Origin of the sequence: Phenylobacterium sp., assembly GCF_036263695.1 — a bacterium.
In the GTDB taxonomy this organism is placed as follows: Bacteria; Pseudomonadota; Alphaproteobacteria; order Caulobacterales; family Caulobacteraceae; genus Phenylobacterium.
This window is the reverse complement of record NZ_DATAGM010000135.1, coordinates 1-25,240: the sequence shown is the minus strand read 5'-3', so window position 1 is coordinate 25,240 and position 25,240 is coordinate 1. Positions and strand designations below refer to the sequence as shown.

27 protein-coding genes are annotated in these 25,240 nt (G+C 68.4%); 10 read left to right on the top strand and 17 right to left on the bottom strand.

Going from position 1 to position 25,240, the window contains the following annotated elements; translation table 11 throughout:
* Positions 1-22: 22 nt before the first annotated feature.
* Positions 23-946, top strand: coding sequence for a hypothetical protein (locus VHK87_RS05420; protein ID WP_329633877.1), 924 nt, complete (start codon positions 23-25; stop codon positions 944-946).
* Positions 947-1,132: 186 nt separating this feature from the next.
* Here the strand turns inward: VHK87_RS05420 and VHK87_RS05415 are convergent, their stop codons facing one another.
* Positions 1,133-1,648, bottom strand: coding sequence for a DUF1993 domain-containing protein (locus tag VHK87_RS05415; protein ID WP_329633876.1), 516 nt, complete (start codon positions 1,646-1,648; stop codon positions 1,133-1,135).
* Between the two features lie 62 nt (positions 1,649-1,710).
* Positions 1,711-2,853: a zinc-binding dehydrogenase gene (locus tag VHK87_RS05410; RefSeq protein WP_329633875.1), complete on the bottom strand. Its 1,143-nt coding sequence runs from the start codon at positions 2,851-2,853 to the stop codon at positions 1,711-1,713.
* Between the two features lie 161 nt (positions 2,854-3,014).
* On the opposite strand from VHK87_RS05410, the gene VHK87_RS05405 reads away from it, so the two are divergent.
* Both VHK87_RS05405 and VHK87_RS05400 read left to right on the top strand, forming a co-directional pair.
* Positions 3,015-3,926, top strand: coding sequence for a CoA ester lyase (locus VHK87_RS05405; protein WP_329633874.1), 912 nt, complete (start codon positions 3,015-3,017; stop codon positions 3,924-3,926).
* 3 nt (positions 3,927-3,929) lie between these two features.
* The gene (locus VHK87_RS05400; protein WP_329633873.1) at positions 3,930-5,120 is read left to right on the top strand and encodes an acyl-CoA dehydrogenase family protein; all 1,191 of its coding nucleotides are present in this window, start codon (positions 3,930-3,932) and stop codon (positions 5,118-5,120) included.
* Here VHK87_RS05400 and VHK87_RS05395 read toward each other — a convergent pair.
* The 4 genes from VHK87_RS05395 to VHK87_RS05380 are packed head-to-tail and all read right to left on the bottom strand — an operon-like array spanning position 5,117 to position 9,226.
* Complete coding sequence (locus VHK87_RS05395) at positions 5,117-6,040, bottom strand: isopenicillin N synthase family dioxygenase (protein WP_329633872.1); 924 nt, start codon at positions 6,038-6,040, stop codon at positions 5,117-5,119. The genes VHK87_RS05400 and VHK87_RS05395 overlap by 4 nt on opposite strands.
* A 7-nt stretch (positions 6,041-6,047) precedes the next feature.
* Positions 6,048-6,914 (bottom strand): ribokinase, encoded by an 867-nt coding sequence (locus VHK87_RS05390; protein WP_329633871.1) that lies wholly within the window; start codon positions 6,912-6,914, stop codon positions 6,048-6,050.
* Positions 6,911-7,855 carry a nucleoside hydrolase gene (locus VHK87_RS05385; RefSeq protein ID WP_329633870.1) on the bottom strand — a complete coding sequence of 315 codons (945 nt, stop codon included), beginning with the start codon at positions 7,853-7,855 and terminating at the stop codon, positions 6,911-6,913. The genes VHK87_RS05390 and VHK87_RS05385 overlap by 4 nt, the downstream gene beginning before the upstream one ends.
* Positions 7,856-7,891: 36 nt before the next feature.
* A complete protein-coding gene (locus VHK87_RS05380) occupies positions 7,892-9,226 on the bottom strand; it encodes an acyl-CoA dehydrogenase family protein (protein ID WP_329633869.1) in 1,335 nt (444 codons plus the stop codon).
* 171 nt (positions 9,227-9,397) lie between these two features.
* On the opposite strand from VHK87_RS05380, the gene VHK87_RS05375 reads away from it, so the two are divergent.
* Entirely contained in the window at positions 9,398-10,306 is a 909-nt protein-coding gene (locus VHK87_RS05375; RefSeq protein ID WP_329633868.1) for a diacylglycerol/lipid kinase family protein, read from the top strand.
* Here VHK87_RS05375 and VHK87_RS05370 read toward each other — a convergent pair.
* On the bottom strand, positions 10,303-10,497 hold the full coding sequence (locus tag VHK87_RS05370; RefSeq protein WP_329633867.1) for a hypothetical protein: 195 nt from the start codon (positions 10,495-10,497) through the stop codon (positions 10,303-10,305). The two genes, VHK87_RS05375 and VHK87_RS05370, sit on opposite strands and share 4 nt — an antisense overlap.
* A 192-nt stretch (positions 10,498-10,689) precedes the next feature.
* On the opposite strand from VHK87_RS05370, the gene VHK87_RS05365 reads away from it, so the two are divergent.
* Together VHK87_RS05365 and VHK87_RS05360 are read left to right on the top strand one after the other, a co-directional pair.
* Positions 10,690-11,556, top strand: a complete 867-nt coding sequence (locus tag VHK87_RS05365) for a hypothetical protein (RefSeq protein ID WP_329633866.1) — start codon at positions 10,690-10,692, stop codon at positions 11,554-11,556.
* 84 nt (positions 11,557-11,640) lie between these two features.
* A complete protein-coding gene (locus VHK87_RS05360; RefSeq protein ID WP_329633865.1) occupies positions 11,641-12,096 on the top strand; it encodes a DUF6152 family protein in 456 nt (151 codons plus the stop codon).
* 98 nt (positions 12,097-12,194) lie between these two features.
* Here the strand turns inward: VHK87_RS05360 and VHK87_RS05355 are convergent, their stop codons facing one another.
* From VHK87_RS05355 to VHK87_RS05345, 3 genes are read right to left on the bottom strand one after another with little or no spacing between them, the layout of a single operon-like run.
* Positions 12,195-12,662 carry a DUF6644 family protein gene (locus VHK87_RS05355; RefSeq protein ID WP_329633864.1) on the bottom strand — a complete coding sequence of 156 codons (468 nt, stop codon included), beginning with the start codon at positions 12,660-12,662 and terminating at the stop codon, positions 12,195-12,197.
* A gap of 3 nt (positions 12,663-12,665) precedes the next feature.
* On the bottom strand, positions 12,666-13,223 hold the full coding sequence (locus VHK87_RS05350) for a DUF6644 family protein (RefSeq protein WP_329633863.1): 558 nt from the start codon (positions 13,221-13,223) through the stop codon (positions 12,666-12,668).
* A 44-nt stretch (positions 13,224-13,267) separates the two neighbouring features.
* Positions 13,268-13,699, bottom strand: a complete 432-nt coding sequence (locus VHK87_RS05345) for a hypothetical protein (protein WP_329633862.1) — start codon at positions 13,697-13,699, stop codon at positions 13,268-13,270.
* Positions 13,700-13,876: 177 nt separating this feature from the next.
* On the opposite strand from VHK87_RS05345, the gene VHK87_RS05340 reads away from it, so the two are divergent.
* Positions 13,877-15,145 (top strand): TetR/AcrR family transcriptional regulator, encoded by a 1,269-nt coding sequence (locus VHK87_RS05340; RefSeq protein ID WP_329633861.1) that lies wholly within the window; start codon positions 13,877-13,879, stop codon positions 15,143-15,145.
* A gap of 84 nt (positions 15,146-15,229) precedes the next feature.
* Positions 15,230-17,026, top strand: a complete 1,797-nt coding sequence (locus tag VHK87_RS05335) for an ATP-binding protein (RefSeq protein WP_329633860.1) — start codon at positions 15,230-15,232, stop codon at positions 17,024-17,026.
* Positions 17,027-17,029: 3 nt separating this feature from the next.
* Here VHK87_RS05335 and VHK87_RS05330 read toward each other — a convergent pair whose 3' ends face one another.
* Entirely contained in the window at positions 17,030-17,368 is a 339-nt protein-coding gene (locus tag VHK87_RS05330; protein WP_329633859.1) for a hypothetical protein, read from the bottom strand.
* 383 nt (positions 17,369-17,751) lie between these two features.
* Here VHK87_RS05330 and VHK87_RS05325 point away from each other — a divergent pair, with 383 nt between their 5' ends.
* Positions 17,752-18,288, top strand: a complete 537-nt coding sequence (locus VHK87_RS05325) for a sigma-70 family RNA polymerase sigma factor (protein ID WP_329633858.1) — start codon at positions 17,752-17,754, stop codon at positions 18,286-18,288.
* Between the two features lie 116 nt (positions 18,289-18,404).
* Positions 18,405-19,694 carry a transporter gene (locus tag VHK87_RS05320; protein WP_329633857.1) on the top strand — a complete coding sequence of 430 codons (1,290 nt, stop codon included), beginning with the start codon at positions 18,405-18,407 and terminating at the stop codon, positions 19,692-19,694.
* Here VHK87_RS05320 and VHK87_RS05315 read toward each other — a convergent pair.
* From VHK87_RS05315 to VHK87_RS05290, 6 genes are all read right to left on the bottom strand, one after another.
* Positions 19,691-20,848, bottom strand: coding sequence for a hypothetical protein (locus tag VHK87_RS05315; RefSeq protein ID WP_329633856.1), 1,158 nt, complete (start codon positions 20,846-20,848; stop codon positions 19,691-19,693). The two genes, VHK87_RS05320 and VHK87_RS05315, sit on opposite strands and share 4 nt — an antisense overlap.
* 8 nt (positions 20,849-20,856) lie before the next feature.
* Positions 20,857-21,588 carry a C39 family peptidase gene (locus VHK87_RS05310; protein ID WP_329633855.1) on the bottom strand — a complete coding sequence of 244 codons (732 nt, stop codon included), beginning with the start codon at positions 21,586-21,588 and terminating at the stop codon, positions 20,857-20,859.
* A gap of 17 nt (positions 21,589-21,605) precedes the next feature.
* A complete protein-coding gene (locus tag VHK87_RS05305; protein WP_329633854.1) occupies positions 21,606-22,049 on the bottom strand; it encodes a hypothetical protein in 444 nt (147 codons plus the stop codon).
* Positions 22,050-22,144: 95 nt separating this feature from the next.
* Entirely contained in the window at positions 22,145-22,912 is a 768-nt protein-coding gene (locus tag VHK87_RS05300; RefSeq protein WP_329633853.1) for a hypothetical protein, read from the bottom strand.
* Positions 22,913-23,105: 193 nt separating this feature from the next.
* Positions 23,106-24,230, bottom strand: coding sequence for an alginate lyase family protein (locus VHK87_RS05295; RefSeq protein WP_329633852.1), 1,125 nt, complete (start codon positions 24,228-24,230; stop codon positions 23,106-23,108).
* A gap of 80 nt (positions 24,231-24,310) precedes the next feature.
* Positions 24,311-25,240, bottom strand: a 930-nt coding sequence (locus VHK87_RS05290) for a hypothetical protein (RefSeq protein WP_329633851.1), incomplete at its 5' end; no start/stop codon positions are given.

Sequence of the window (25,240 nt, the reverse complement as noted above, 5' to 3'; positions counted from 1 at the left end):
CCCAGGAATCGCGGGTGGATCCATGCCTGTTCTGAGCGCTCAGGAAGCCTTCAACGCCGCTGTGCAGGCGCACCGGGAAGGGCGGCTCGCCGACGCCGAGAAGGTCTATCGGGTCCTGGCGCCCTACTACTGGCGGGCGCGGGACAATCTGGGGTTGCTGCTGCTGGCCGATGGGCGGCTGGAGGAGGGGTTCGCGCTCTACGAGGGGCGATTCACCCGGCCCGAGCGGCGGGTGGAGAAGCCGGCGCTGAGCTTCCCCGAGTGGGGTGGTGAGCGGGTGGGGAGCCTGTTGGTCTGGCCGGAGCAGGGGTTCGGTGACCAGATCCTGCACGCCAGGTGGATCGGCGAGCTGGCGCGCCGCGGCGTCGAGGTGACCCTGTTGTGCCCCCCGCCGCTGATCCGGCTGTTCGACCAGCTTCCCGCGCGCATGCTTGCGCAGGAGGGGCAGCTGCAGGTCCCGAGGCACGAGGCCTTCGTGATGCTGGGGTCGCTGCCGTTCCGCTGCGGCGCATCGGCCGCAAGCGTTCCCGCAGAGCCCTATCTGAAAGCTGAGCCGGCGCCCGGCGACGGGATCGGCGTCTGCTGGCGGGGCGATCCGCGGTATCCGGGGAACGCGGCCCGTTCCCTTTCCCCAGAGGCGGCGGAGCGGTTGAGCCGGCTCGGCCGCAGCCTGTTGCCGGAGGACACCGGCGCCAATGATTTCATGGAGACAGCCGAGATCATCGCCGGTCTGGATCTGGTGATCACCGTGGACACGTCGATCGCCAACCTGGCGGGCGCCCTGGGCAAACGGTGCTGGGTGCTGCTCGCCCAGCCGTGCGACTGGCGCTGGATGCGCAGCGGGGCGGCGACGCCCTGGTACCCCTCTGCCAGACTGTTCCGCCAGCCGTCGGCGGGCGACTGGACCTCGGTGCTGGACGAGGTCGAGCGCGAGCTCGGGCCCTGACTGGAGAACCCAGAGCGCCTCTCGGGGGGCGAGACCGCCGTGCGGATGCGGACCAGCTTGCAGAACAGCTGGGGCGAGAGGCGGTGTTGGCCGGCGTTGCTCGCAGGCTGGCGGGCGGAGCCGCCTGCGAGAACCGGGACCGGCTGGGCCCACTCCAGTTCGATCCCAAGGTGCTGGCGCGCCAGCTCAGAAGGCTTGGCCGCCGGCGAGGTAGTCGACCTTGCCGAGCGGCACGCCTTGGGCGCGCAGCAGAGCGTAGGCGGTGACCACGTGGAAGTGGAAGTTCGGCAGCGAGAACTGGAACAGGAAGTCGCGAGCGGTGAAGGTCAGGGTGCGTCCCGGGAGGGGCAGCTCGACCGTGCGATCCTCGCCGCCGTCGACCTGCTCGCGCTTGATGGTCTCGAGGAAGGCGATGGTCTTCTCGATCCGCGCCTTCAGCTCGGCCCAGGCGGTTTCGGTATCGGGGAAGCTGGGCGGGGTCACGCCCGCGAGGCGGGCGGCCCCGCCCTTGGCCGCGTCAGTAGCGAGCTGAACCTGGCCGACGAGCGAGGCCATGTCGGGCGCGAGACGCGCATCGACATAGGTCTGCAGGTCGACCCCGTTGGCGGCCGCGTGGGCCTCGGCCTTGGCGAATATCGCCGAGAGGTTGCGCAGCATGCGCGCGTAGCCGGGGATCGAGGCGTCGTAGAGGGACAGGGACAAGGCGCGCTCCTATGGCAGAGGTTGTTCCGCCAGATAGCGCCGCCCTGTCCCCGCCGCCAGGGTCAGCTGAGGCCCTTGTTCGGATTGATCAGGTATTTCTCGCCGGTGGTCTTCTTGTTGTAGGCGGCCATGGTGTCGAGCTGCAGCGCCTCAGCGAGGGAGATCTCGGCCGTGTAGTGGCTGGCGAAGGTGGTCTTGATCTCGTCGGCGACCTTCTGGCGAAGCTCTTGCGCCCGCTTAGGCCCGATCTTCACCAGGAAGGGCGTGAGCAAGAAGCCGCCCAGACCCCAGGCGAACCCGAAGGCTCGGTTGAGCTCGGTGGGGCCGGTGTCGAGGCCGCCGTAGATGTAGACCTGCTTATAGGTGTTGGAGCCGTAGCGGCTGTAGCTTGCAGCGTTGCGGTTGGCCGCCTGCTCCATGGCCGTGAGGATCTGGCCCGCCAGCCGCCCGCCGCCGATGGCGTCGAAGGCGAGGGTGGCGCCGGTCTCGGCGACCGCCTCGACGAGGTCGCTCATGAAGGTCGGCGAGCTCTGATCGACGATGTGCTTCGCCCCGAGGCCCCGCAGCAGCTCCGCCTGCTCGGGCCGGCGGACGATGTTCACCAGGTCAACGCCCTCATTGAGGCAGATCTTGTTGAGCATCTGGCCGAGGTTGGAGGCGGCGGCGGTGTGGACCAGCGCCTCGTGGCCCTCCATCCGCATGGTCTCAACCATGGCCAGCGCGGTGAGCGGATTGACGAACGCCGAGGCGCCTTCGGCCGGCGTCGTCCCCTCGGGCAGCACCAGGCATTCGGCCACCTTGGCCAGGCGGTACTGGGCGTACATGGACCCGCCGAGGGCGGCGACGGTCTTGCCCATGAGGTGCTGGGCGTCGGCGCCGGCCCTGACCACCACGCCCGCGCCCTCGTTGCCGACCGGCATCGACTGATCGACCCGCGCGGCGACGGCGCGCATGAACCGCTCGGGGACTTCGGCGGTGACCACCGGCCGGTCCTTGGCGCCCGCGGAGCGCGCCGTGCTCAGGTCGGCCGGGCCGAGCAGGAGGCCCAGGTCCGAGGGGTTGATCGGCGAGGCCTCGACCCGGATCACCACCTCGTCGGCGCCGGGTTCGGGGACGTCGACCTCGACCAACGACAATTCCAGCTCTCCGCTCGATTTGATCAGCGAACGCAGCTGCAGACCCTTGCCTGAATTCTCGATGGCCACCGGCATCTCCCGTTATCAGCGTTAAGTTGGCGCACAGAAGCGCGTCAGGGCCCAGGTAGCAACAGGGACCGTCGCCGTTGCCCAGGCGCGCTGGCCCGGTTAGCACTCGCAGGTGCGGCCGGGCGAGGGCCTTCGCTCGCCATCGCGGTGAAGGAGGATCCATGGCCCGCCCCATGCGGCTGCGCCGCTCGCAGCTCTCCGTGCCCGGCGTCTCGGAGAAGATGATCGCCAAGGCGGCCGCGTCCGAAGCCGACCACGTGTTCCTGGATCTGGAGGACGCAGTAGCGCCCTCGGCCAAGGAGGGGGCGCGCAAGACCATCGTGCAGGCGCTGACGGGGCTGGACTGGGGGCGCAAGACCCGCTGCGTGCGGATCAACGACGTCACGACGCCCTGGTGCCACGGCGATGTGATCGAGGTGGTGGAGGGGGCTGGGCGGCATCTCGACACCTTGATGCTGACCAAGGCCAACAGCGCCGGCGACGTTCGCTTCCTTGACCTGCTGCTCAGCCAGCTGGAGGCGAGGCTCGGGCTGGAGCCGGGGCGGATCGGCATCGAGGTGCTGATCGAGGAGGCCCAGGGGCTGCAGCGGGTCGAGGAGATCGCGGTGGCGAGCTTCAGGCTGGAGTGCCTGATCTTCGGCATGGGCGACTATTCGGCCAGCCAGCAGATGAAGCTGCGCGAGATCGGCAGCGGCGAAGGCTATCCGGGCGACGTGTTCCACTATCCCCGGTTCCGGGTCGCGATGGCGGCGCGGGCGGCGGGGCTCGACCCGGTGGACGGGCCATATGCGAACTTCAGGGACGACGCCGGCTATCGGGCCGAGGCGGAGAAGGCGGTGATGCTGGGCATGGCCGGCAAGTGGGCGATCCACCCGGCCCAAATCGCGCCGGCGCTGGAGATCTTCTCCCCGACCCGGGAGGAGGTCGCCCAAGCGCGCAAGCTGAAAACGGCCTACGAGGCGGCGCTGGCTCAGGGCGTCGGCTCGGTCAACGTCGAGGGAACGATGGTGGACGCGGCGTCCATCCGCATCATCGAGAACACGGTGCGCCGCGCCGACCTGATCGGGATGTAGCCGATGGCGACGGGGTATCTCACGCCCGAGCGCCTGATGATCCGCGACCTGGCGCGCGAGTTCGCGATGAACGAGGTGCTGCCGGTCGCCAACCGGCTGGACCCGGAGAAGGGCGACATCCCGCGCGAGCTGATCGAGAAGATGGGCGAGTTGGGCTTCTTCGGGATCCTAATCCCGGAGGCGCTCGGGGGCCTAGGCCTCGGCGCGTTCGAGTACTGCCTGGTGGCCGAGGAGCTGTCGCGCGCCTGGATGAGCGTCGCCAGCATCATCGCACGGGGAAACAGCTTCTACACCTCGGTCCCGGGAACAGGCGAGGAGCGGCGGCGCAAAGTCGAGCTGATGGCCAAGGGCCAGTATCTCGGGGCGGTGGCGCTCTCGGAGCCGGGGGTGGGCTCAGACCTTTCGGGCGTCACCTGCCGGGCGCGCCGCGAGGGCGACGAATGGGTGATCACCGGCAACAAGTACTGGTGCACTTTCGCGGATGGGGCGGATTACATCAGCGTGCTCTGCAGGCTCGATGATCCGGAGGCGGCGGCAGGGGCCAAGGCGCGCACGGTCAGCATCTCGGTGGAGAAGCCGAGGGGGGAACTACCCCAGGGCTGTACGGGCGCCCCGATCCCGAAGATCGGCTATTTCGGCTGGCGAACCTGGGAGCTGCGGTTCGAGGGCACGCGCGCTCCGGTCCGCGTGCCGGGCGGAACTCTCGCCGACGAGACCAAGGCGGCGGAGGGGGCGGCGTTCGCGCTGGAGCTCGCCCGAGCGCATACGGCGGCGCGCTCGATCGGCCTGGCGCGCGGGGCGCTGGAAGACGCCATGGCTTACGCCAGGGAGCGGGTGCAGTTCGGCCAGCCGATCAGCGACTTCCAGGCGATCCGCTTCAAGATCGCCAGCATGGCCACGGAGCTCGAGGCGGCGCGGCAGCTGATGCACCATTGTTGCCAGCAGATCGACGCCGGCCGGCCGGTGCGGGTCGAGACCTCGATGGTCAAGCTGTTCGCCTCCGAAATGGCCGAGCGGGTGACGTCGGAGGCGATGCAGATCTTCGGCGGGGCCGGCTACACGACGCTGCACGCGGCGGAGCGCTACTGGCGCGATGCGCGTCTGACCAAAATCTTCGAGGGGACGAGCGAGATCCAGCAGAGGATCATCGCCGACCAGCTGCTGGGCAAGCCTACGATCCGCGGGTCGAACTAGGACGCCAGCCCGATCTCCCTCAGCCGCTCCTGGAGGAACTCGCCGGCCGTGATCGGCGGGAACTTCGCGCCCGCGACCTGGCAGGAGGGAAGGCCATCGAGCCGCACGGACGAGGCCGGGTGCAGGAAGAACGGCATCGAGTAGCGCGAGACGTTCGGGCCGGACGGATTGACTACGCGGTGGGTAGTCGAGGGGATCACCTCGTTGGTCAGGCGGGCGAGCATGTCGCCGGAGTTGATGATCAGGCCGCCGATATCGGTCTCGATCGGCAGCCAGCGCCCGTCCCGGCGAAGGATCTCCAGCCCCGCGCCCCGAGCCGGGACCATGATGGTGAGGAAGTTGATGTCCTCGTGGGCGGCCGAGCGGACGGCGCCGGGCTCTGTCTCCGGCGCGACGGGCGGGTAGTGCAGCACGCGCAGGATGGACGTGCCGTGACGGACCTTGTCCTCGAACCACCCATGCGGCAGGCCGAGGCCCGGGGTCAGCGCGTCCAGGGCGGCGCGGCCGGTTTCGTCGAGCGCCTGGAACAGGGCCTGGAAGGTCGGCTTGAAGCCGGCGGGCTCGTCCGGCCAGACGTTGGTCGGGAAGGGTTCTTCGGCGTCGGGCGTCGGTTCGTGGCCGATCTGCCAGAACTCCTTGAGGTCGGGATGGCGGCTGTCCTTGGCGTGCTCGACGCCGAAGGGGGTGTAGCCGCGCAGGCCCTGGGCGTAGAGCAGCTTCTCTGCCTCGGGACGGGCGAACAGGGCCTCGGCCATGCGGTAGGCTCGTTCGAGCAGATCGGGCGCGACGGCGTGGTCCTTCAGCACCACGAAGCCGTAGTCCTGCAGGCCGGCGAACAGCGCGTCGGAGAAGTCCTGCCGGGCGCCATGCGGCCCCGCCAGGTAGTCGCTCAGTTTCAGTTCGGGGACGCGGTCGGACATGCGCCGATCAAGGCGCGGAGCGGCCGGCCAGGCAAGCCTCCACCTCGTCGCGGCGGGGCAGGGACGGCTGGGCGCCCGGGCGGGTTGCGGCCAGCGCGCCAGCGGCGCAGGCGAAGGCCAGCGCGGCCTCAGGAGTGCGCCCTTCAAGCAAGGCGAGGGTGAGGGCGGCGACGAAGGCGTCGCCGGCCCCCGTGGAGTCGACGGCTTCGACCTGCGGCGGGTGCGCCTCGGCGATCTTGTCCCCGGTCCTTCGCAGCTCCGCGCCCCTTCGCCCGTAGGTGACAGCCACCAAACCAGCGGCCCGCGCCAAACTCTCCCCGTAGAACGCAGCTTCCGTCTCGTTGACGACGACGAGGTCGGCGCGTCGGAGCAGGGGCTCCGGCACGTCGGCGGCCGGCGCCAGGTTGAGGCAGACGAAGCCGGCGGCTCGCTGCACCGCGGCGGCGACCGTTTCGATCGGCAGTTCGAGTTGGCAGACCAGTGCGTCCTCGATGCGGCTTGGCAGCAGGTGCGGCGTGAAGGCGGCGTTGGCGCCGGAGGCGACCACGATTTGGTTCTCGCCGTCCGGCGAGACGGCGATCAGGGCGACGCCGGTGGGCGCGTGCGAATCGGTGGCGCAGGCCGAGAGGTCGACACCCTCGGCGCGAAGCAGAGCCAGCGCCTCAGAGGCCATGGCGTCCTCGCCGACACGGCCCACGAGGGCGACCTCAGCGCCCAGCCGGCGGGCGGCGAGCGCCTGGTTGGCGCCCTTGCCGCCGGGATGACGGGCCAGCTGCGCTCCGGTGACCGTCTCTCCGGGGGTCGGCAGCTTCGGCGCCTGCGCCACGAAATCGAGGTTGATGGAGCCGACGATAGTGATCTTCAGGCCTGTCATGGGCGGGCGAGCAGCTCGCGCAGCAGGGCGTGGAAGCCCTCGGCGTCGACCCTGGTTGTCCACTGCACGTGCGGAGCGGGGCCGTCGCCGAGGCGGAACTCGACGGCGGTGTGGCCGCGGGTGAGTTCGGAGCCCGTCTCGATCTCCAGACGGCAGAAGCGGGTCTCGAATAGGTCCGGCCGCAGCAGCCAGGCGATGGTGGTGGGATCGTGCAGGGGCGAGTCTGCATCGCCTGCCAGGCGCTCATAGACGCTGCGGGTGAAGCTCAGCAGTTCGGTCGCGGCGAGGGCCTTAGGCGTTCCGATCGCGCGGATGGCGGCCAGCCGCTCGGCGGTGGTGCGGACCTGGAAGGTCGCATCGAGGCCCATCAGCACCAGTGGACATCCCGAGGCGACGACGACCTGGGCCGCGTGCGGATCCGCCCAGATGTTGAATTCGGCCGAGGCGGTGATGTTGCCGCCCTCGCGGCGGGCGCCGCCCATGGCGACCACCTGCTTCAGCCGGCCGGCGAGGCGAGGCTCGAGCAGCAGGGCGAGCGCAAGGTTGGTCATCGGGCCGAGGACCGCGACCGTCACGGTTTTCTCGCGGCGGGCCATCACCATCTCGACGATGGCGTTTGCGGCATGACCCTCGGTCAGCGGCGCGGAGGGCTCGAAGACCTCGAGATGGCCGAGACCCGTCTCGCCGTGGAAGTCGCGCGCGCCGGTCACGCCGGCGACGAGCATCGCCTTGTCGCGGCCGGCGTAGACGGGGACGTCGTCGCGGCCGGCGACCTGGCGGATCAGGCGGGCGTTTCGGCTGGTGAGCGCCAGGCCGACGTTGCCGCCGACGGTGGTGACCGCCAGCAGCTCAATCTCCTCGCGCGCGGCGAAGGCCATCAGCAGGGCGACGCCGTCGTCCACGCCCGGGTCGCAATCGAGGATCAGGGGGATTCGCGCCACGGGAGGAGCATGGCCCATCCCGTGGCGCGGACAAGCCTAGGCCGTTTCCGGCGCGCGTTCGCTGCCGCGGGCCTGATAGGCGCTCTTCAGCTCATCGAGCTTGTCCCTGAACCGCTCGCGCGCTTCCTCCCGCAGGCGCGGGATGTGGTAGCTGGGGAAGAGGTCGTTGTCGGGCCGGTAGTCCTTCAGCACCTGCTTGGCGACCGTGACCTTGTGCACCTCGGTGGGCCCGTCGGCGATGCCCATGACCATGGCCGAGGTCACCATCCCCATGAACGGCATCTCGTTGGAGACGCCCAGCGCCCCGTGCAGGTGCGCGGCCTTGGTGGCGATGTCGTGGTAGACCTTGGGCATCGCCACCTTGATGGCGGCGATGTCCTTACGGACCAGATTGTAGTCCTTGTGCTTGTCGATGAGCCAGGCGGTGCGCAAGACCAGCAGCCGGAACATTTCCAGCTGGATCCAGCTGTCGGCGATGTCGGCCTGAACCATCTGCAGGTCGGCGAGCTTGCCGTCGCGGGTGGTGCGGGAGACCGCGCGCTTGCACATCAGGTCCAGCGCGCGCTGGCAGGCGCCGACGGTGCGCATGGCGTGGTGTACGCGCCCGCCGCCCAGCCGGGTCTGGGCGATCACGAAGGCGCCGCCCCGCTCGCCCAGCTGGGCGGAGTCGGGGACCCGCACATTGGTGTAGCGCATGTAGCCGTGGCCGCCGGGGCCCTCAGCCTGGCCTGACCCGGTGTGCACGCCGCGGACGATCTCCACCCCTGGCGTGTCAGTGGGCACGATGAAGATGGATGTGCGCCTGTAGGGATCGGATGCGTCGGGATCGGTGACCGCGTAGACGATCAGGATGGTCGAGCCGTAGGCGCCCGAGGTGAACCACTTCTCCCCGTTGATCACCCACTCGTCGCCCTCCAGGTGGGCGCGGGTCTTGAAGGTGAGGGGGTCGGAGCCGCCGGTCGGCTCGGACATCGAGAAGGCCGAGCGGATGTCTCCGTTCAGGAGCGGCTTCAGCCACTTCTCCTTCTGCTCCTCGGTCCCGTAGTGGGCGATGATCTCGGCGTTGCCGGTGTCGGGGGCCTGGCAGCCGAAGACCGATGGGGCGAGGCGGTTTCGGCCGAGCTTCTCGTTCATCAGGCCGAGCTTGAGTTGGCCGTATCCCTGGCCGCCGAGCTCGGGGCCCAGGTGGCAGGCCCATAGGCCCTGCGCCTTCACCTTCTCCTGCAGCGGTTTGATGAACATCTCGCGGCCGTGCTGGCCCATGATCGCGCGGCCGAGCTCGGACAGGGGCTCGACCTCCTCGCGCATGAAGTCTTCGATCCAGTCGAGCTTCTTCTGGAACTCGGGATCGGTCTCGAAATCCCACGCCATGGTCGTCCTCCCTCGGCCGTCTGGGGCGGCCTCTGTTCGAATTTTCGGTATGTTTTCTGTTGGCCCTGGCAGTATCCGCCCCTTGTCCGGCAGGCGCAACCGCGGCGCTGGCGTGCTTCTGGAACGAAGTTTCGCGCCGCGACTTCAGCCTTCACCGACAGGAGGCGGTGAATGGCGGCGAGCGCAATACAGAGGGGCGAGGGCGCGCGGCTCGACCTGCGGGCGCTGCGCATCGGCGCCTTGCTCAACACCTCAAGCGGAAGCTGCGATCTGAAAGCGGAGGAGGACGTCAAGGCCATTCTCGAGTCCGAAGGGCTTTCGCCCGTCCGGGTCTGGTGCGGCGGTGGCGCCGACGTCGATCAGGCGGTGGCCGACTCCAAGTCGCACGAGCTCGACCTGCTGATCGTCCTGGGCGGCGACGGGACGATCCGCGCGGCGGCCGAGGCCTGCGGTTCATCGGGACCGCTGCTGATGCCGCTGCCGGGCGGGACCATGAACATGCTGCCCAAGGCGCTCTACGGAGACTTCAACTGGCGCGAGGCGCTGAAGGCGACGTTGGCCGATCCGCAGGTGCAGCCGGTGCACGGCGCCGACGCCAACGGCCACCGCTTCTTCATCGCCGCGATCCTGGGCGGCCCGTCCAAGATGGCCGAGGCGCGCGAGGCGATGCGCGAGCACGACCTTGCGGGCGCGGTCGAAAAGGGGGTGGCGGCGCTCAGGCAAGCGCTGACGACTGACCTGCGCTACCGGTTCGGCAATCGTCAGGACGTGGCCGAGAGCGTGGCGGTGCTGTGTCCCCTGACCTCACGGAGCCTGTCTAACGACGAAGAGGTGCTCGAGGCGGCCGCCTTCAAGGTGGAAGGCGCCGGCGACGCCCTGCGCCTGGCCTGGAACGCGACCTTCCGCGACTGGCGCGAGGACCCGACGGTCGAGCGGGCGAAGGTCCGCACTGCGGACGTCGAGTCCGACGAGCTCATTCCCGCACTTCTCGACGGCGAGACCTTCGAGATGGATCGCCACGTTCACATCGAGCTCGCGCCGGACGCCTTCCGCGCCTTGCGTCCCGCCGACGCGGCCTAATCCTCGCTGAGGCTGCGCGCGCCGGCGCCGAACCAGCCGAGGAAGCTGTCCCCGCGCCACAGCTCGTGCCCGAACGGGCTCTCTGCGCCGAAGGCGATCCGCATCGCCTCGCCATCGGAGAGGCAGTCGAGCTCGACCAACCCCTCGAAATCTCCATCCGCCCCGAACACGTAGAGCGCGTAGTCCGTCATCGCATCCATCGTATCCCGCTCGCGCAGCCAGCTCCGTTCATAAAACGCGCGAAACGCCGCCAAGGGCTCCGGTCGTGGTTTCACTGGCGCAACAAGTCGGCAGTGGCGCTTGGGAAAAGGCTGCACTAGCCTAGGGAAACCGCTCGAAGGTCCGGTATGACGGGCGGGCCGGCGAGCACAAGGGGAGGGGAAATGAAGAGGATTGTTCTCGCGCTGGCGCTTGCGGGACTGGTGGGCGGCTCGGCGGTGTCCGAGGCCGTGGCCCAGGGCGCGCGCCGCGGCGCCGAAACGCCCTACAAGGCGCCCCGCGGCCCGGGCGGCAAGCCGGACCTGAACGGTGTATGGCAGGTGATGAACCACGCCAATTACGACATCGAGCCCCACGCGGCGCGGGCCGCGCTGGCGTTCCGCCCCGGACCGTTCGGGCCTGTGCCGGCCAAGGAAGTGCTGGCGCTGGGCGCCGTCGGCGCCGTGCCTGCGGGTCTCGGGGTGGTCGAGGGGGGCGTCATTCCCTACAAGCCCGAGGCGCTCGCCAAGCGGAACGAGAACCGCGACAAGTGGCTGGAGCGCGATCCGGAGATCAAGTGCTACCTACCGGGCGTGCCCCGCGCCAACTACATGCACCTGCCGTTCCAGATCTTCCATTCCGACAAGTCGATGCTGTTCGCCTACGAGTATGCGGGCGCGGTGCGGAACATCTTGTTCCAGGATCCTGGCCCGCCGCCGGTGGACTCCTGGATGGGCCAGTCGGTGGCGAAGTGGGAGGGGGACACCCTCGTCGTCACGGTCACCGGACAGCTGGATTCCACCTGGTTCGACCGGGCCGGCAACCACCACTCGGCGACGATGACGGTCACGGAGCGCTACACGCCGACCGGGCCGAACGTCATGCGCTACGAGGCGACCATCGATGATCCGGAGACCTTCACCCGGCCCTGGAAGATGAGCATGAACCTCTACCGCCGGGTCGGGGAGGATGCGCGCCTGCAGCAGTTCAAGTGCGTCGAGTTCGTCGAGGAGCTGATGTACGGCCACCTGCGAAAGGAGCCGCTGCCCTGATGCGTGCGGCTGACTTCACACTGTATGTTCGAGTGACGACGTTGGCCGCCGCCTGGGGACGGCGGCGGCCCAAGGAGGAGTGAGATGATCGATCGCCGCGTACTGACCGCGCTCGCCGGAGCCGCCCTCCTGGGCGCCGGCGCGCTGGCCCAGCAGGCCTACGCCCACCACGCCTTCGCCGCGGAGTTCGACGCCAAGGCGCCGGTCCTGCTGCAGGGCAAAGTGACGAAGGTCGAGTGGGTGAACCCCCATGCCTGGGTTCACATGGCCGTCGTCGGCAAGGACGGCAAGACCAGCAACTGGATGGTGGAGGGCGGGACGCCCAATACCCTGCTGCGGCAGGGCCTCACCCGCAACACGCTGAAACCGGGCACCGAGATCGTCGTGCGCGGCTACCAGTCCAAGGACCGCTACTGCCAGCCGGCCTGCAAGGCCAACGGCCGGGACGTGACGTTCCCCGACGGGCGGAAGGTGTTCATGGGCTCGTCCGGCACCGGCGCGCCGCGCGACGGCTCGGACCCGACCGAACGCCCACGCTGATCCGGCTGCGGCTTCGGCCGCCGCTCCTGAAACTAAGAAGCCCTCCCAGCAACCGCGGGGAGGGCTTTTCTTGTATCCGCGCTCGGCGACGGCGGGGCCTACGAGAAGCCGATCCAGCGCCCGGCGATGGCCACCGTCAGCCACAGGCCGATGGAGATTATCGCGAGCAGCTTCAGCACCGCCGCATCAGGGCGGCGCTGCACGGCCGGGATCTTGATGGCGAAGGTGAAGACTAGCGCCGCGGCCAGCGTGGCCATCTTCAGCCAGAAGGCGCTGCGGTCGAGCAGCTTCAGAGCCTCGGAGAGGCCGAGGGTCACGCCGGTGGCGATCAGTACGCCCAGCGCCAGGTAGAGCCACGGGCGGGTGCTCTTCTCGACCACCGCCACCGACGGGGCCCGTAGGCCGAGCCCCAGGATGCTGAGGTCCAGCACGAAGATCGCCCCGCCCAATAGCGCCAGGGCGAGCAGGTGCACCGCCTCGACGACCGGGAAGAGCCAGAGGGACTCGCGCACCGCCGTGCCTACCGCGGTCGCTTCCAGCTGTTCGAACAGGGGATAGAGGTCCATGGCTCAGAAGGTCTCCGCGGTGCAGCCGGCGAAGGCCTTCACGAAGTCCGATTGCGGCCGGTCGCAGTCGTACCAGTTGTAGGCGATGAAGCGGCCCATCACGATGATGCTGAACCAGACGGTCAGCGAGAGGGTCGCAACCACCCGCGCGTTCAGCGGCGGCTTTACGCCCGTGTCCCACTTGTGGATGTCGCGCTGAACGCGCTTGTGGAAGATCCAGATGTTGATCGCCCCGACGATCAGCAGCACCAGCTTGATGCGGAACCAGACGCTGTGGAAGGTGCGGTCCGGAATCGCGAAGAACAGCAGCAGGCCCGTCGCGATCATGAAGACGAAGCCGGCCACCGTCCAAGGCAGGATGCGCGCCAGCATCTGCGACACCGCCATCTCTCGGAACGAGACGCCCAGCACCCGCAGGTCGACCATCGCGATAGTGCCCACGAACAGCATGATGCCGACCACGTGGCTCGTCTCGATGATGGCGTACATGTAGAGCGACTCATGTAGCGCGTTGCTCAACGGGTGCTGGTCGAGCCAGACCACGAACTGATGAAGCGACATTTGGATCGGTCCCCCCAAATCGGCGGCGCGCTGACGCCTCGCCCTTACTTTGGTATGTACTTGTCGTGGCAGGCGACGCAGCTCTCGTAGAGCGCGCCGCCGGCGGCGAAGAGCTTGTCCTTATCCTTGGCCTGGGCGGCGGCTTTGGCGACCATCGCCTTGTCGGCCATGCGGCCAGCGAGCGTCATCCATTCGCCATCGTCCACCGCGCGGCCGGGCAGCATCAGCAGGTTGGCGCTCTCGGCGACGATGGTCGCCCCGTTCTCCACCGCCAGCCAGCCTGCCTCGGTGGTCGGAAACAGCTCCCGCTCTCCCGCCTCGGTGATCTCGTAGCCGGATGCGGTCCAGATCATGTCGGCCGCCGGATCGACCACGTGGCCCATGATCTCCTTCATCGGCATGTCGAGCTTGTACGGCGGCGGGCTGGAACAGCCGGCCAGCACCGCGAGCATCGCCAGCGCAAGCGCGCTCCGCATCGGCCCTTCCCTCCAGCAGAATCCCCACCGCAACATACTCGAATTACGAACCGCGGCGAAACTTTGCCATAGCTACTGTTGGCGGCTTTTGGATTTCAGAACGGTGTTTGACGGGAAGCATTGTAAGGCGCGCGCAAATCGCATCTACGTTGCGCCGGCAACCACAGGGAGACCAGCGTGAGTGAAAGCGAGGCCGCCGCGGCTCCGCGAATGGGCGGACGCTTCCAGGCGCGCAAACAGGCGATCCTCCTGTCCGCCATCGCCGCGATCAACCGATGCGGCCTGCGCGGCATGACGCTGGCCGAGGTCGCCGCCAGCCTCGACCTGGTCCCGACGGGCGTCATCTACTATTTCCGCAACAAGGAGGAACTGGCTGCGGCCTGCTACCTGCGCGGCATCGGCCGGGTGAATGCGCTGCTGGAGACCGCCGCCGAGGCCTCGGACGCGGCCGGACGCATCGGCGCGCTGCTGTGCGGCTTCGTCGATCTGAAGCGGGCGCAGGCGCTGGGCGAGGCCGAACCGCTGGTGGACTTCGGCGACCTGGGCCAGCTGGGCTCATCGCGGGTCAGCGACGCCTACACGGACATGTTCCGCAAGGCGCGTGGGCTGCTCGACGGTCCCGAGACGGCGGGCCTGTCCCGGCTCGAGCGCAACGCGCGGGCCCACCTGCTGATATCGCAGGCCTGCCGGTCGGAGCGCTGGCTGCGCCGCTCGGAGCCGGAGGCCTATCCGCGCGCGGCCGCCCGGATGTGCGACATCGCCGTCCGCGGCCTCGCCGCCTCAGGCCGGGCGTGGGCGCCGACCCCCTTGCCGCCGCTCTCTCAGGAGCCGGCGAGCCCCACCAGCGGCGTCTGCCGGGCGGACTTCCTTCGGGCGGCCGCAGAGCTGATCAACGAGCAGGGCTACCTGGGCGCCTCGGTCGAGAAGATCTCGGCGCGACTGAAGGTGACCAAGGGCGCCTTCTACCACCACAACGAAACCAAGGACGATCTGCTGGTCGCCTGCTTCGAGCAGACGCTGCAGGTCATCCGCACGGCGCTGCGCTCGGCGGAGGAGCGCTGCGACAGCGCCCTAGATCGGCTCGCGTCGGCCGCCTGCGCGCTAGCGGCCCATCAGCTGTCCGGCCAGGCGCCGCTGTTGAACGCCTCGGCGCTGGCCTCCGCGCCGGACGCAGTCCGGACCGAGCTGGCCGGACGCTTCGAGCGCCTCTGCGACCGCTTCGCGGACCTGATCAGCGACGGTGTGGCGGACGGATCGGTCCGTCCCGTGGACGCCGGGATCGGCGCGCAGATGATCATCGCCATGATCAATTCGGTGGCTGAGCTTCCCATCTGGGCGCCGGGCGCGGTTCCTCAGTCCGCCGCGGGTCTTTATGTGCGGCCGCTTTTCGAAGGCCTTTTTGCGCAACCCGAGCCGGTTTGGCGGGCGGCTCCAGGACAACCCTGAATCAACGCTCCTCGAGCGGACATTTTTTTCGCGAACGTTAACCCCGGTAAGCCAAACTCCTCCCCGACAACTCTGGGGGGATCGATGGCGAAAGCCGCCGCAAAGGCGCCGCCGACCGAGGCCGGCAAGCCCGGCGACGACAGCGCCACGCGACTGTTCGCCGCCTCGGCGCGCAACCTCATTCCGCGGCTGCTCAACAATCTGGCGACCGCAGCGGTCACCGCGTTCGTCGCCGGGCCGGCCTGGGCTGGCGTCTACTTCGTCGCCGTGTGGATCCCAACCTTCGCCGCCATCTGGCTGATGGGCGTGATCCAGCGGGAGAGGGATCCGGCGCGGGCGTCGCGGCTGACCGACCTTCAGCTTGCGATCAACGTGGTGAGCGGCGCCTTCCCGGCCGCGATGGCTTATGTCCTTTGGACCTGGGGCGACGATCTGGCCAGGATCTATGCGCTCAGCTCCCTGTTCATCGGCGCCGCCTACGTCCTCCTTCACTATTACGCGGACAAGCGCGCGTTCAGGTGGCTGATGTCCCCTCACGCGCTGGCGGCCGTCCTCATCGCCGTGACGACGGCGGGGCTCCAACTGAGCGCCCAAGCCGTGGTGACGCTGCTCGCGATCGTTGTGGGGTCGGTGAACTTCTTCCATCTGTCGCGGCGGATGCTGGACGGCTCGCGCACGGCGCTGAGGCAGGCGCGCAGCCGGGCGCTCGAGGGTGAAGTCGCCGCCGAGGCCGCCAACGACGCCAAGAGCACCTTCCTGGCGATCATGAGCCACGAGATCCGCACGCCTCTGAACGGTGTCCTGGGCATGGCCCAGGCGATGGCTTCCGACGAGCTCTCGGAGCTGCAGCGCGACCGGCTGAGGGTGATCCACCAGTCGGGCGAGGCGCTGCTGGCGGTGCTCAACGACATCCTCGACCTCTCCAAGATCGAGGCGGGCAAGCTCGAGATCGAGGTGATCGAGTTCGATCTGGGGGAGGTCGCCCGCGGCGCCCACTCGGCCTTCACCGCCCTGGCGAACAAGAAGGGCCTGTCCTTCTGCCTCGACGTCGATCAGGCCCGCGGCGTCTACCTGGGCGATCCCACCCGCCTTCGGCAGATCCTCTACAACCTCATCTCCAACGCCCTGAAGTTCACGGAGCGCGGGGAGATCCGCGTCACCGCCGCCCGGCGCGACGGGGCGCTGGAGCTGGTGGTGGCCGACACCGGCGTGGGCATCCCGCCGGAGGCCCTCTCGCGGCTGTTCGAAAAGTTCGCCCAGGTGGACGTCTCCACGACGCGGCGGTTCGGCGGCACGGGCTTGGGCCTGGCCATCTGCCAGCAGCTCGCCCGGCTGATGGGCGGCTCCATCGAGGTGGAGAGCCAGCCAGGGCAGGGGAGCCGGTTCATCGTGCGCCTGCCGATGCCGCGGGTCGGAGAGGAGCGCCAGCGATCGCCGCTGCCCAGCCCGGAGGCGGTCCCCGCCGAGCCGGCCCTGTCGCTGCGGGTGCTGGCGGCGGAGGACAACAGCGTCAACCAGCTGGTTCTGAAAACTCTTCTCCACCAGATCGGGGTCGAGCCGGTGGTGGTCGAGGACGGCCAAGCCGCGCTTGAAGCCTGGGAGGCCGGCGACTGGGACGCGATCTTGATGGACATCCAGATGCCGGTGATGGACGGCCCCACGGCTGCGCGCCGGATCCGCGAGCGCGAGGCGGCCACCGGGCGGCCCCGCACGCCTATCCTGGCGCTGACCGCCAACGCCATGAGCCATCAGGTCAGCCAGTATCTCGCTGTCGGCATGGACGGGCACGTGTCCAAGCCGATCGACGCGGCCAGGCTGTTCCAGGCGCTGCAGGCTGTGATCGAGCCGCAGGACGAGGTTGTGGCTAGCCGGGTCGGCTGATCCCTACTTCGGAATCACCTGGCTGTCGGCGTCTGCGCCCCTGCTCTCGCCGCCGCTCGGCGAGTTCTCGGAGCCGACGGAGGGCGGCGCTCCGTCGCCCGGCGAGGTGACGACGGAGGGCGCGCCCCCGGCCTCGCCGAAAGCGGGGGTCTGGCCGCTCGGGCCGCCGCTGAGCGCGCCGGTGGCGGCCGGATCCTGCGAGGCGGCCGCATTCCCCGAAGCCACGACGCCCGCGGCGCCTTCCGCCGACTCCGGTGGCCCGGAATCCCCCTGGCCGCAGGCGGCGAGGGATCCGGCGACGGCGACGGAAGCGAGCCAGGGAGCGAAGCGGAGATGCGGCATGACGTGTGGTCCTCGATGATCGACTGTCGTCTCGGGAAACGCCGCAACGCCCATCGGGGTCCCCCGCAAGCAGCGGGGCCTCCGCGCTGACCCGCAGGTCAGGTCAGGCATGGCGGGAAGATGGCGGCTCGGCGGCGATTGAGGTGCTCCTACAGTGGGGAAAAGATTCTGGGGTTTTCACCTCCCAGTAGAAAACATCGAGGCGCGCCCGCCATTTGTTGAAACTGTCGTGTTAAAGGTTTATCAACTAACAGCGGTCGCTCGGGCTGCCTCCTCTGCTCGGCAGGGGATGGGAGCGACCCGTTCCTCCCGCCTTTTGGGGGCGGTGGAGTCAGGATGGCGTCACGAGACAAAGGGGTCCGTGTCGCCGGGATGGTGGGCAGATGTCGGATCCGTTCAAGGATCAAGTGATTGCGCTTATTCCGCCTCTTCGGGGGTATGCGATGAGCTTGACGGGGTGCAGCTCGGACGCTGACGACCTGGTGCAAGACGCGCTGATGCGCGCCTGGCGCTCCAGGAACGCCTTCGAAATGGGCACGAACCTCAAGGCCTGGCTGTTCAAGATCGTCCGCAACACCTTCTACACCTCCGCGGCCAAGCGCCGGAACACGGTGCAGGACGTGGAGGGCAAGCTGGCGGCGAAACTCGCCTGCAGCCCCGAGCAGGAGTGGCGGCTTCAGTACGGCGAGCTGCTCAGCGCCATGGACCGGCTGACGCCGGACGCCAAGGAGGCGCTGCTGCTGGTCGTCGCCTCCGGGCTCTCCTACGACGAGGCGGCGGAGGTCTGCGGCTGCGCGGTCGGCACCCTCAAGAGCCGGGTGAACCGGGCCCGCGAGCGGCTGGCCAAGCTGGTCGACCGCGATGTTGGCCCGCAAGTCACACCTGAGAAGATTCCGCTACCTCGCGTTGTCTACGCTTAACCACACCGACACGTTTTAAAGCTAAGGTCCCACAACAGAGCCGGGCAGGGGGCGTCCTGCAGCGGGGGACCTATATGTTGACTGTAGCTTCTTGGAGCCGCGGCCGTGCGGCGCGGTTGGCTGGCGCGAGCGCGATCGCGATCCTCGCCGTCTCGTTTGCAGGCGTCGCAAACGCAGAAGTCGATCCCGAGGTCGCCGCGCGGCTGCAAACTATCGAGGCGCGCCTGGCCGAGCAGGAAAAGCGGCTCGCCGAGAACGAGCGGCTGATCTCCGAACAGCGCATCGCGCTGCAGGGCCTGCAGCAGGCCAAGGACATCCTGCTGGGCGAGCTCGACGAGGTTCGGGCCGGCCAGACCGAGGCGCCCGCCAACACCAACTCACAGTTCCAGGTGGCCCAGCAGTCCGGCGACCGGCCGCTGCCGACGGGCCCGGTGGGCGAGGCCCCGCCCGCCCCGGAGATCCAGGAGCAGGACGTGGCCGCCCTGCCCGAACGCGCGGGCGTGCTGACGCCGCGCGGCCGGTTCGTGGTCGACCCGTCCATCGAATACGTGCGCTCGAGCGCCAACCGCCTGGTGTTCCGCGGCATCGAGATCGTCCCGGGCATCAACTTCGGGCTGATCGAGGCCAATGAGGCCGACCGCGACACCATCGCGCACAACCTCGGCGTCCGGTATGGCGTGACCAACCGCCTCGAGCTGGAAATGCGCGGCGGCTGGGTGTGGCGCGAGGACCTGATCACCACGGTTCAGCAGCGCGACAACACCTTGACGCGGGTGCGCCGCCTGAACGGCGAAGGCTGGGGCGACCTGGAGCTCGGCGCGCGGTACCAGCTCAACAGTGGCTCGGGCGGCCTGCCGATCTTCGTCGCCAACGGCCGCCTGAAGGCCCCGACCGGGGAGGGGCCCTTCGATCTGAGGTACAACGAGGCCGGCGTGGCCCAAGAGCTGGCGACCGGCTCCGGGTTCTGGGGCGCCGAGGCCGGCGTCACCATGCTCTACCCCACCGATCCCGGCGTCATTTTCGGCGGCCTGACCTACGTCTACAATCGGGCCGAAGACGTGAACAAGATCATCGGCGGCGCCCGGGTGGGCGAGGTCGATCCGGGCGACGCCATCGGCATGAACATGGGCTACGGCATGTCGCTGAACCCCAGGTTCTCGATCTCCTTCGGCTACAGCCACAGCTACATCTTCCCCACGGTGACCCACATCGGACCGATCGTCCCGCAGGATGGTGAGCCGTCCGGGATTGACGCGCGCTCGAACGAAATCCACGTGGGCTCGATGCTGATGGGTTGGTCGTTCCGCCTGACGCCGCGGATCACCCTTAGCAACAACTTCGAGTTCGGCGTGACCAAGGACGCGCCGGACATGCGCTGGGTGCTGCGTATACCGTACCGGTTCTAGCTGACGCGCTGATCGCGCGAAAAAGCGAACGCCCGCCAGGTTCGGCGGGCGTTCTTGCTTTCGGGTGTGGCCGTTAGCAGACGGCCGGTCGATCCGAGGCCGGCGTTCACCAGCGCCGTACCGATCGCGTCGTGCAGGTTCATCTGCAGCTGATCGTTGAGGATCTGCTGCTGGAATTGTTCCAGCTGCGGCATCACGATCTGGATGTCCGTCTCCAGACGGATGTTCTGATTGCTCGCGGTGTTGAACACCATGTTGGTGAACGAGCCGTCCGAGATGTTCTGGATGATGGCGGTGGCGCCGCCGGTCTCGCCCGCCACGACCATAGCGTTGCCCCCTGTCAGGGTTCCTAGGTCGATACCAAGCTGGGCCGCGGCGTCTGCGACCTGCTGCGGGCTCTGGCCCTGCGTCGTCGCCGCGACGACAAGCGCGCCGATCGGATCGTCTAGGTCCGTGGGCGTCGCGTTCGTGGCAGCCTGCAACTGCGCCGTAGGATTGTCGGCCAGGTCCAGCGCGCCGCCGGTCGAACCGGCGAGATTCAGGGGGCCGGACGACGGGGAGTTTTGCGGCAGGGGAGAGGGGATGGCCTTGGCGTCGGCGAGGGCGTCGAAGACGGTGTCCAGGCTCGGATTGTTCGGGGGCACGAACTGGCCGGAGAGGCCGACAAGGGTTGCGCCGCTCTCAGTGGTGGGTTTCGTGTCCTGGACGGCCTTGTCGATGCCGGCGCCGACATTCTCCGCGACCGGCTGCATGCCCGGAAGACTCTGCAACGCCTGCTGACCGGCCATTTGGACGGCGGTGTTGGCGGCGCCGAGATCGATCGGAGTGTTCCCGCCGATGTTGGTGGCGTTCTGGATGGTGTTGCCGATATTGGAGATCACTGACTGGACCGGCCCCTGTGGCGTCCATGTCAGCTGGGTCTCCATGGCGATCTGACCGTCGATGATGGTGCGAAGCACCGCGCCGAAGTTGATCTCGCCGTAGGGGGTCATCAGCCCGCCGCGTTCGCCGGCGAGCTCGGTCGTGTCCATCGGCACCAGGTCGGCTTCGAAGGCCTCGAGGTCCTCGGCCTGGGGGATGGTCTCGGCCAGCGCCGGCTGGGTGGTCAGGGCGCTGGCGGCCATGAGAAGCCCCATGAGCATGGCTTGGCGCATTGGGGCCCTCATTGCAGGAAGCCTTGCAGGTCGGCCACCGGGGCGATCTGGTAGTAGGGGCGAAGCTGGCGGTCGAAGGCGGCCAGCGACTTGTCGCCCAGGCGCTCGTCCAGCGGCGCGGTGGCCCAAGGCCGCCATTCGTCGGCACGGTTGAACGCCACCTTGGGCGGCGGTACGCCACGGATCATGAAGGCGACCCCGTTCCAGATCTTCTCGAACTCGGCCCACTCGTAGGTCTTCAAGCCAAGCGCCGGGTCACCGACGAGCACCTTGTCGCCAAGCATGCCCTTGATGACCACGAAGTGCTTGTAGTTGCCGATCTTCACGACGGTGATCGCGGGCGTGCGCAGCTTCTCGATCTGCGCGCGGGTGAGGCGGTAGCCGTCGGCCCGAAAACCCTTGGCTTCCAAGTACTGCTTCATGTCGAGCAGCGAGAAGCCGACCTTGCGGATCTTCTCCTGGTCGCCGGCGGCGTACATGGCGCGGAAGATCGTCGCCTCGTCGGTGTTCACGCCGTAGTGGTGGGCGAGCAGCGTCGCCAGGGCGGCGGAGCCGCAGCTGTAGTCGTACTGCTGGCGAACCACGGTGCGGAAGGGGATCTCCGCGACAGACCGCACATTGACGAAGTAGCTGTCGCCGCCCTCGACCAGCGACACCTGAGCGGCGGCCGGCGAGGTGGAGAAGCTTGCGGCGGCGGCCGCAATCAGCGCGGCGGCGCCAAGGAGTGTCCTGTTGCGCATCCCATCCGATCCTTCGGCTAGTTGCCAGAGTTGATGGTGATGTTGATGCTGCCCTGCAGGTTGCTTTGGGCGCCCGTGTTGATCACGAAATTGCCGACACCGTTGAACCCGCGCAGGGCGTCGCCGCTCACGTTGACATCCCCGGCGATCACGCCGCCGTTGATGATGTTGTCGCTGTTGGTGGCGTTCAGCTCGGACATCGACAGCGCGCCGTTCTCGACGGTGGTGCTGTTGTCGATGTCGATGTCGACGTCCACGTCGACGTCCGCCCCCTCGCCGTTCATCTCAGCAAGGTCGGTGAGGGTGACCGTTCCCGCGTCGCCACCCACTTCGGCCGCGGCGACTTCCGCGCTGGCCAGGGTGTCGGCGATGGGATCGTGTTCTGCGGCGGCGGTCGCCGGAAGGCCGGCGAGCGCGAGAAGCGCAAGGGCCGGCAGAGTGTAAGAGAGCTTGCGGATCATCACTGTGACGCGGCTCTTGACCGCCCCCCGATAGAGGAACTTCGTAGAAAAAGGCGCCAGGTCGGCGTGCGCCCACGCCGACCTGGCTGTTAGGCTTAGTCGCCGAAGCGGATGTCCGAACCAGCGGTCACGCTGGTGGCCGCTTGGTTGGCGGAGCCGATCGAGGTGTCCATCGCGATGGTCGCGATGCCGGTGAAGCCACGGAAAGCATCGCTGTTTTGCGTGATGTCGCCGGTGTTCAGGTCGCCCTGATCGTCGCTCAGTTGCAGAGCGGCGTCTTCGAAGGTCGCGCCGGTGACCGTGGCGGTCAGCGACTGCGAGGAGACAACCGAGTCGTCGATGTCGGTGGAGTTGTCGATGTCGACTTCCACGTCAACTTCCAGGTTGAAGGTCTCGTTGTCGCGGTTGTCGCCGTTGTAGTTGGCTTCGTTGTCGCGGTTGTTGCCGTCGTCACCGTCGTTGCTCGTCAGGGTGTTGCCCGACGCGACCGGACCCACCGAGGTGTTGTCGCGGTTGTCGCCGTTGCCGTCGTTGCCGACCAGCACCACGTCGTCATCCGAGTTGAACGAGCCGTTCAGGTCGTCGTCCGACGAGTTGCCCGAGGCGATGTCGCCGACCGCAACGTCAACCGAGTTGTCGCTGTTGTCGTTGTTCTGGTTGGAACCGTTGTTCTGACCAGCGTTGTTGTTGTTTTGGTTGGTGCCGTGGTTCGAATTGTCGGTGTCGTTGCCGGAAAACAGCGAGTTGCCAACGTTCGAGTTGTCGTTGTTGTCGTTGTTGCCAACGTCAGCGTCAGCCAGAGCGGCCGACGACATGGCGAGGCCCATGGCGATCGCCGAAGCGGCGATGAGATACTTTTTCATAAAAACACCCTCCCGAGGGTCTTGGTGAAGTTCAGTGGAGGCCCGTCCTCCGGGCCCCAGAACCTCAGCCTTGGCCATTAGTTCGGTTCACAAAAACGTGATCACGAAACTGGCTTGACCCGTATCCGTTTGATACGCCCCCGATTCTTGGTTAACCCCGTTCGCCGAACAACCCAAACTGGGCGAGGAGGGCTCAGGCCCGGGTGTTCTGCCCGGAAAACAGCAGCGTCAGGTCCCCGCCCAGGCGGGTGAGCGTCAGCGGGCGCAGCTCCGTCATCCGCCGCATCCACGGGTTCCGGTCCCGGTAGCGGGCGTCGTAGATTTCCAGCCAAGCGACGTCGCCGGCGTCGAAAGGCCCGCCGTTGCGGCCCAGCGGCTCCTGCTCGGCGCCTGCCCGCTGAGCTATCCGCTCCGGGTTCTCGATGCCCGCAAGGGTGAACCGCACCAGCCGATGCAGCGCCCCGCCGTGCACGTCGTAGAGAGAGCGGCCGTTCCGGGCGCCGATCTCGGCCAGCATGGTGAGCGGCCCCAGGGCGTAGGCGTGGTAATAGAGCGCCCGCTTGCCGCGGCTGAGCTCGAGGGGCAGGGCGCCGTCCCGGTCCACCTGCCTCAGGCCCAGCTCGCCGCTGTCCAGTCCCCAGTCCAGCAGCCGCGTGGAGCCGGCCGCCACGCCGGCGCCGGCCGCGGCCAGGCCTGCCCAGTAGCGGTGGTTGTTGCGGGCCGAGCGCTGCTCCGGATCCTTCTCGTCGTAGAAGTCGCGCACTTCGTCGCCGCGGCGGTCGAACCACTTCTCGATGTCCCGGCGGCCGTCGTCGTCCGGATCGATCGCCTCGCGCACCTGCATCCAGGCGAGCGACATGGCCGCCACCGAGGCCGAGCGGTTGAAGTGGGCGGTGTCGGACTTCATCTCGTCCAGGGCGTCGGCCTTGGCCCAGCGCCACAGCATGCCGCCCGCACGGGCGGCGTGGGCGGGGGTCTGGCCGCGCGAGCGGACATAGCGGTTGGCGTGCCGCACGACCTCCCGCTCGAAGCTGCGCAGCGGGGCGACGGCGCGCTCGTAGGCCTCGGCGGCGTCGGGGTCGACGTCGGCGCGGGCCGGGTCGTCGCGGACGTAGCGGGAGTCGCCCGACAGCGAGATCACCGGCTCCGGGGTGTCCACGGCCCGGTCCAGCTTGACCAGCTTGGCCGGCGGAAAGGCGGCGAACGGCGGCCGAAGGTCGGCGCGGGCTGAGGCGCAGGCGCCGACGGCGGGGACCAGCCACGAACTCGCCCCGGCGAAGATCAAACTGCGCCGGGAAAACTGCGCCCAGTCGGCCATGCCAAACTCCTTAGACAATGCGGGACCCCGATGCGTCCCCCACCCCTAAAACGTTCGGCGCTGCAAAACGGTGCAGGCGCTCAGTAAGTGCGCCGCAGCGTAACCCCGATGGCGGTGTTCTCCCGGTCCTGCGAGGGCAGGTTGGACTCGTTGTTCAGCTGCTCCAGCCCGACCCTGACGGTGGTCTGCTCGTCCAGCGCCACCTCGGCCCCAACGCCCAGCCGCAGCCGGTCGTCCTCGCGGGCCCCGGTCACGCCCGGCGAAAGGGTGCGCGAGCCCTGGTACTCGACGTGGGTAAAGCCGGCCGAAACGTCGCCGGACACCGGCCGATCGCCCATCATGCCGAGCCCGAAGCGATAGCCGCCGCTGACGCCCGCCGCCCACGACTCCCGCGACGGATCCTTCGCCCCGCGCCAGTCGTATTCCAGGTTGGCGAAGGGGCCGTAGCCGTCGTCGCGGTTGGAGGTCAGGTTCAGGTCGAAGCTGTAGCGCCACGCGTCGTATACGTCGCGCTCGTCGTCGCGCTTGGCGGCCAGGCCGGCGGCGCGCAACTGGAAGCCCTCGAAGGCGCGGCGGTACTGGGCCCAGACGCCGAGGTTGTCGTGCAGCGCCTCGCCGCCCCGCCAGTGGTGGTAGTAGTAGAGCCCGAAGCCGACATCCGCCGCCTGGTCCGGCAGCCGGAAGATCGGTCCCGCGCGCAGCGTCAGGTTCACGCGGTCGATGTCGTCGAGGTCGAACTGCTCGACGCCGCTCAGGCCGCCGCTCACCATGAAGTAGTCGTACTTGTCGTTGAGCATGCGGCGGTATTCGAAGTTCCCGCCCCAGATCAGGGCTTCGTCCGGGAACTCCTCGCCGGCCGGGAAGCCGAGGTCCTCGTCATCTTCGTCGCGGGCGGCGCTGGCCACCGCGATGGCGTCGCTGTCGTGCCGCAGGCCGAGCGTGAAGGCGCCGCGAAGGTCGTTCAGCGGCGTGGCTTCCACGTAGCTCGCCCGCGCCTCGGCGGCGGAGGT

What these genes read in the sequence shown, in the direction of transcription:
- VHK87_RS05420 (WP_329633877.1), top strand. Translation starts at nt 23, where the DNA reads ATGCCTGTTCTGAGCGCTCAGGAAGCCTTCAACGCCGCTGTGCAGGCG.
- VHK87_RS05405 (WP_329633874.1), top strand. Translation starts at nt 3,015, where the DNA reads ATGGCCCGCCCCATGCGGCTGCGCCGCTCGCAGCTCTCCGTGCCCGGC.
- VHK87_RS05400 (WP_329633873.1), top strand. Translation starts at nt 3,930, where the DNA reads ATGGCGACGGGGTATCTCACGCCCGAGCGCCTGATGATCCGCGACCTG.
- VHK87_RS05395 (WP_329633872.1), bottom strand. Translation starts at nt 6,040, where the DNA reads ATGTCCGACCGCGTCCCCGAACTGAAACTGAGCGACTACCTGGCGGGG.
- VHK87_RS05390 (WP_329633871.1), bottom strand. Translation starts at nt 6,914, where the DNA reads ATGACAGGCCTGAAGATCACTATCGTCGGCTCCATCAACCTCGATTTC.
- VHK87_RS05380 (WP_329633869.1), bottom strand. Translation starts at nt 9,226, where the DNA reads ATGGCGTGGGATTTCGAGACCGATCCCGAGTTCCAGAAGAAGCTCGAC.
- VHK87_RS05375 (WP_329633868.1), top strand. Translation starts at nt 9,398, where the DNA reads ATGGCGGCGAGCGCAATACAGAGGGGCGAGGGCGCGCGGCTCGACCTG.
- VHK87_RS05370 (WP_329633867.1), bottom strand. Translation starts at nt 10,497, where the DNA reads ATGACGGACTACGCGCTCTACGTGTTCGGGGCGGATGGAGATTTCGAG.
- VHK87_RS05365 (WP_329633866.1), top strand. Translation starts at nt 10,690, where the DNA reads ATGAAGAGGATTGTTCTCGCGCTGGCGCTTGCGGGACTGGTGGGCGGC.
- VHK87_RS05360 (WP_329633865.1), top strand. Translation starts at nt 11,641, where the DNA reads ATGATCGATCGCCGCGTACTGACCGCGCTCGCCGGAGCCGCCCTCCTG.
- VHK87_RS05355 (WP_329633864.1), bottom strand. Translation starts at nt 12,662, where the DNA reads ATGGACCTCTATCCCCTGTTCGAACAGCTGGAAGCGACCGCGGTAGGC.
- VHK87_RS05350 (WP_329633863.1), bottom strand. Translation starts at nt 13,223, where the DNA reads ATGTCGCTTCATCAGTTCGTGGTCTGGCTCGACCAGCACCCGTTGAGC.
- VHK87_RS05345 (WP_329633862.1), bottom strand. Translation starts at nt 13,699, where the DNA reads ATGCGGAGCGCGCTTGCGCTGGCGATGCTCGCGGTGCTGGCCGGCTGT.
- VHK87_RS05335 (WP_329633860.1), top strand. Translation starts at nt 15,230, where the DNA reads ATGGCGAAAGCCGCCGCAAAGGCGCCGCCGACCGAGGCCGGCAAGCCC.
- VHK87_RS05330 (WP_329633859.1), bottom strand. Translation starts at nt 17,368, where the DNA reads ATGCCGCATCTCCGCTTCGCTCCCTGGCTCGCTTCCGTCGCCGTCGCC.
- VHK87_RS05325 (WP_329633858.1), top strand. Translation starts at nt 17,752, where the DNA reads ATGTCGGATCCGTTCAAGGATCAAGTGATTGCGCTTATTCCGCCTCTT.
- VHK87_RS05315 (WP_329633856.1), bottom strand. Translation starts at nt 20,848, where the DNA reads ATGCGCCAAGCCATGCTCATGGGGCTTCTCATGGCCGCCAGCGCCCTG.
- VHK87_RS05310 (WP_329633855.1), bottom strand. Translation starts at nt 21,588, where the DNA reads ATGCGCAACAGGACACTCCTTGGCGCCGCCGCGCTGATTGCGGCCGCC.
- VHK87_RS05305 (WP_329633854.1), bottom strand. Translation starts at nt 22,049, where the DNA reads ATGATCCGCAAGCTCTCTTACACTCTGCCGGCCCTTGCGCTTCTCGCG.
- VHK87_RS05300 (WP_329633853.1), bottom strand. Translation starts at nt 22,912, where the DNA reads ATGAAAAAGTATCTCATCGCCGCTTCGGCGATCGCCATGGGCCTCGCC.
- VHK87_RS05295 (WP_329633852.1), bottom strand. Translation starts at nt 24,230, where the DNA reads ATGGCCGACTGGGCGCAGTTTTCCCGGCGCAGTTTGATCTTCGCCGGG.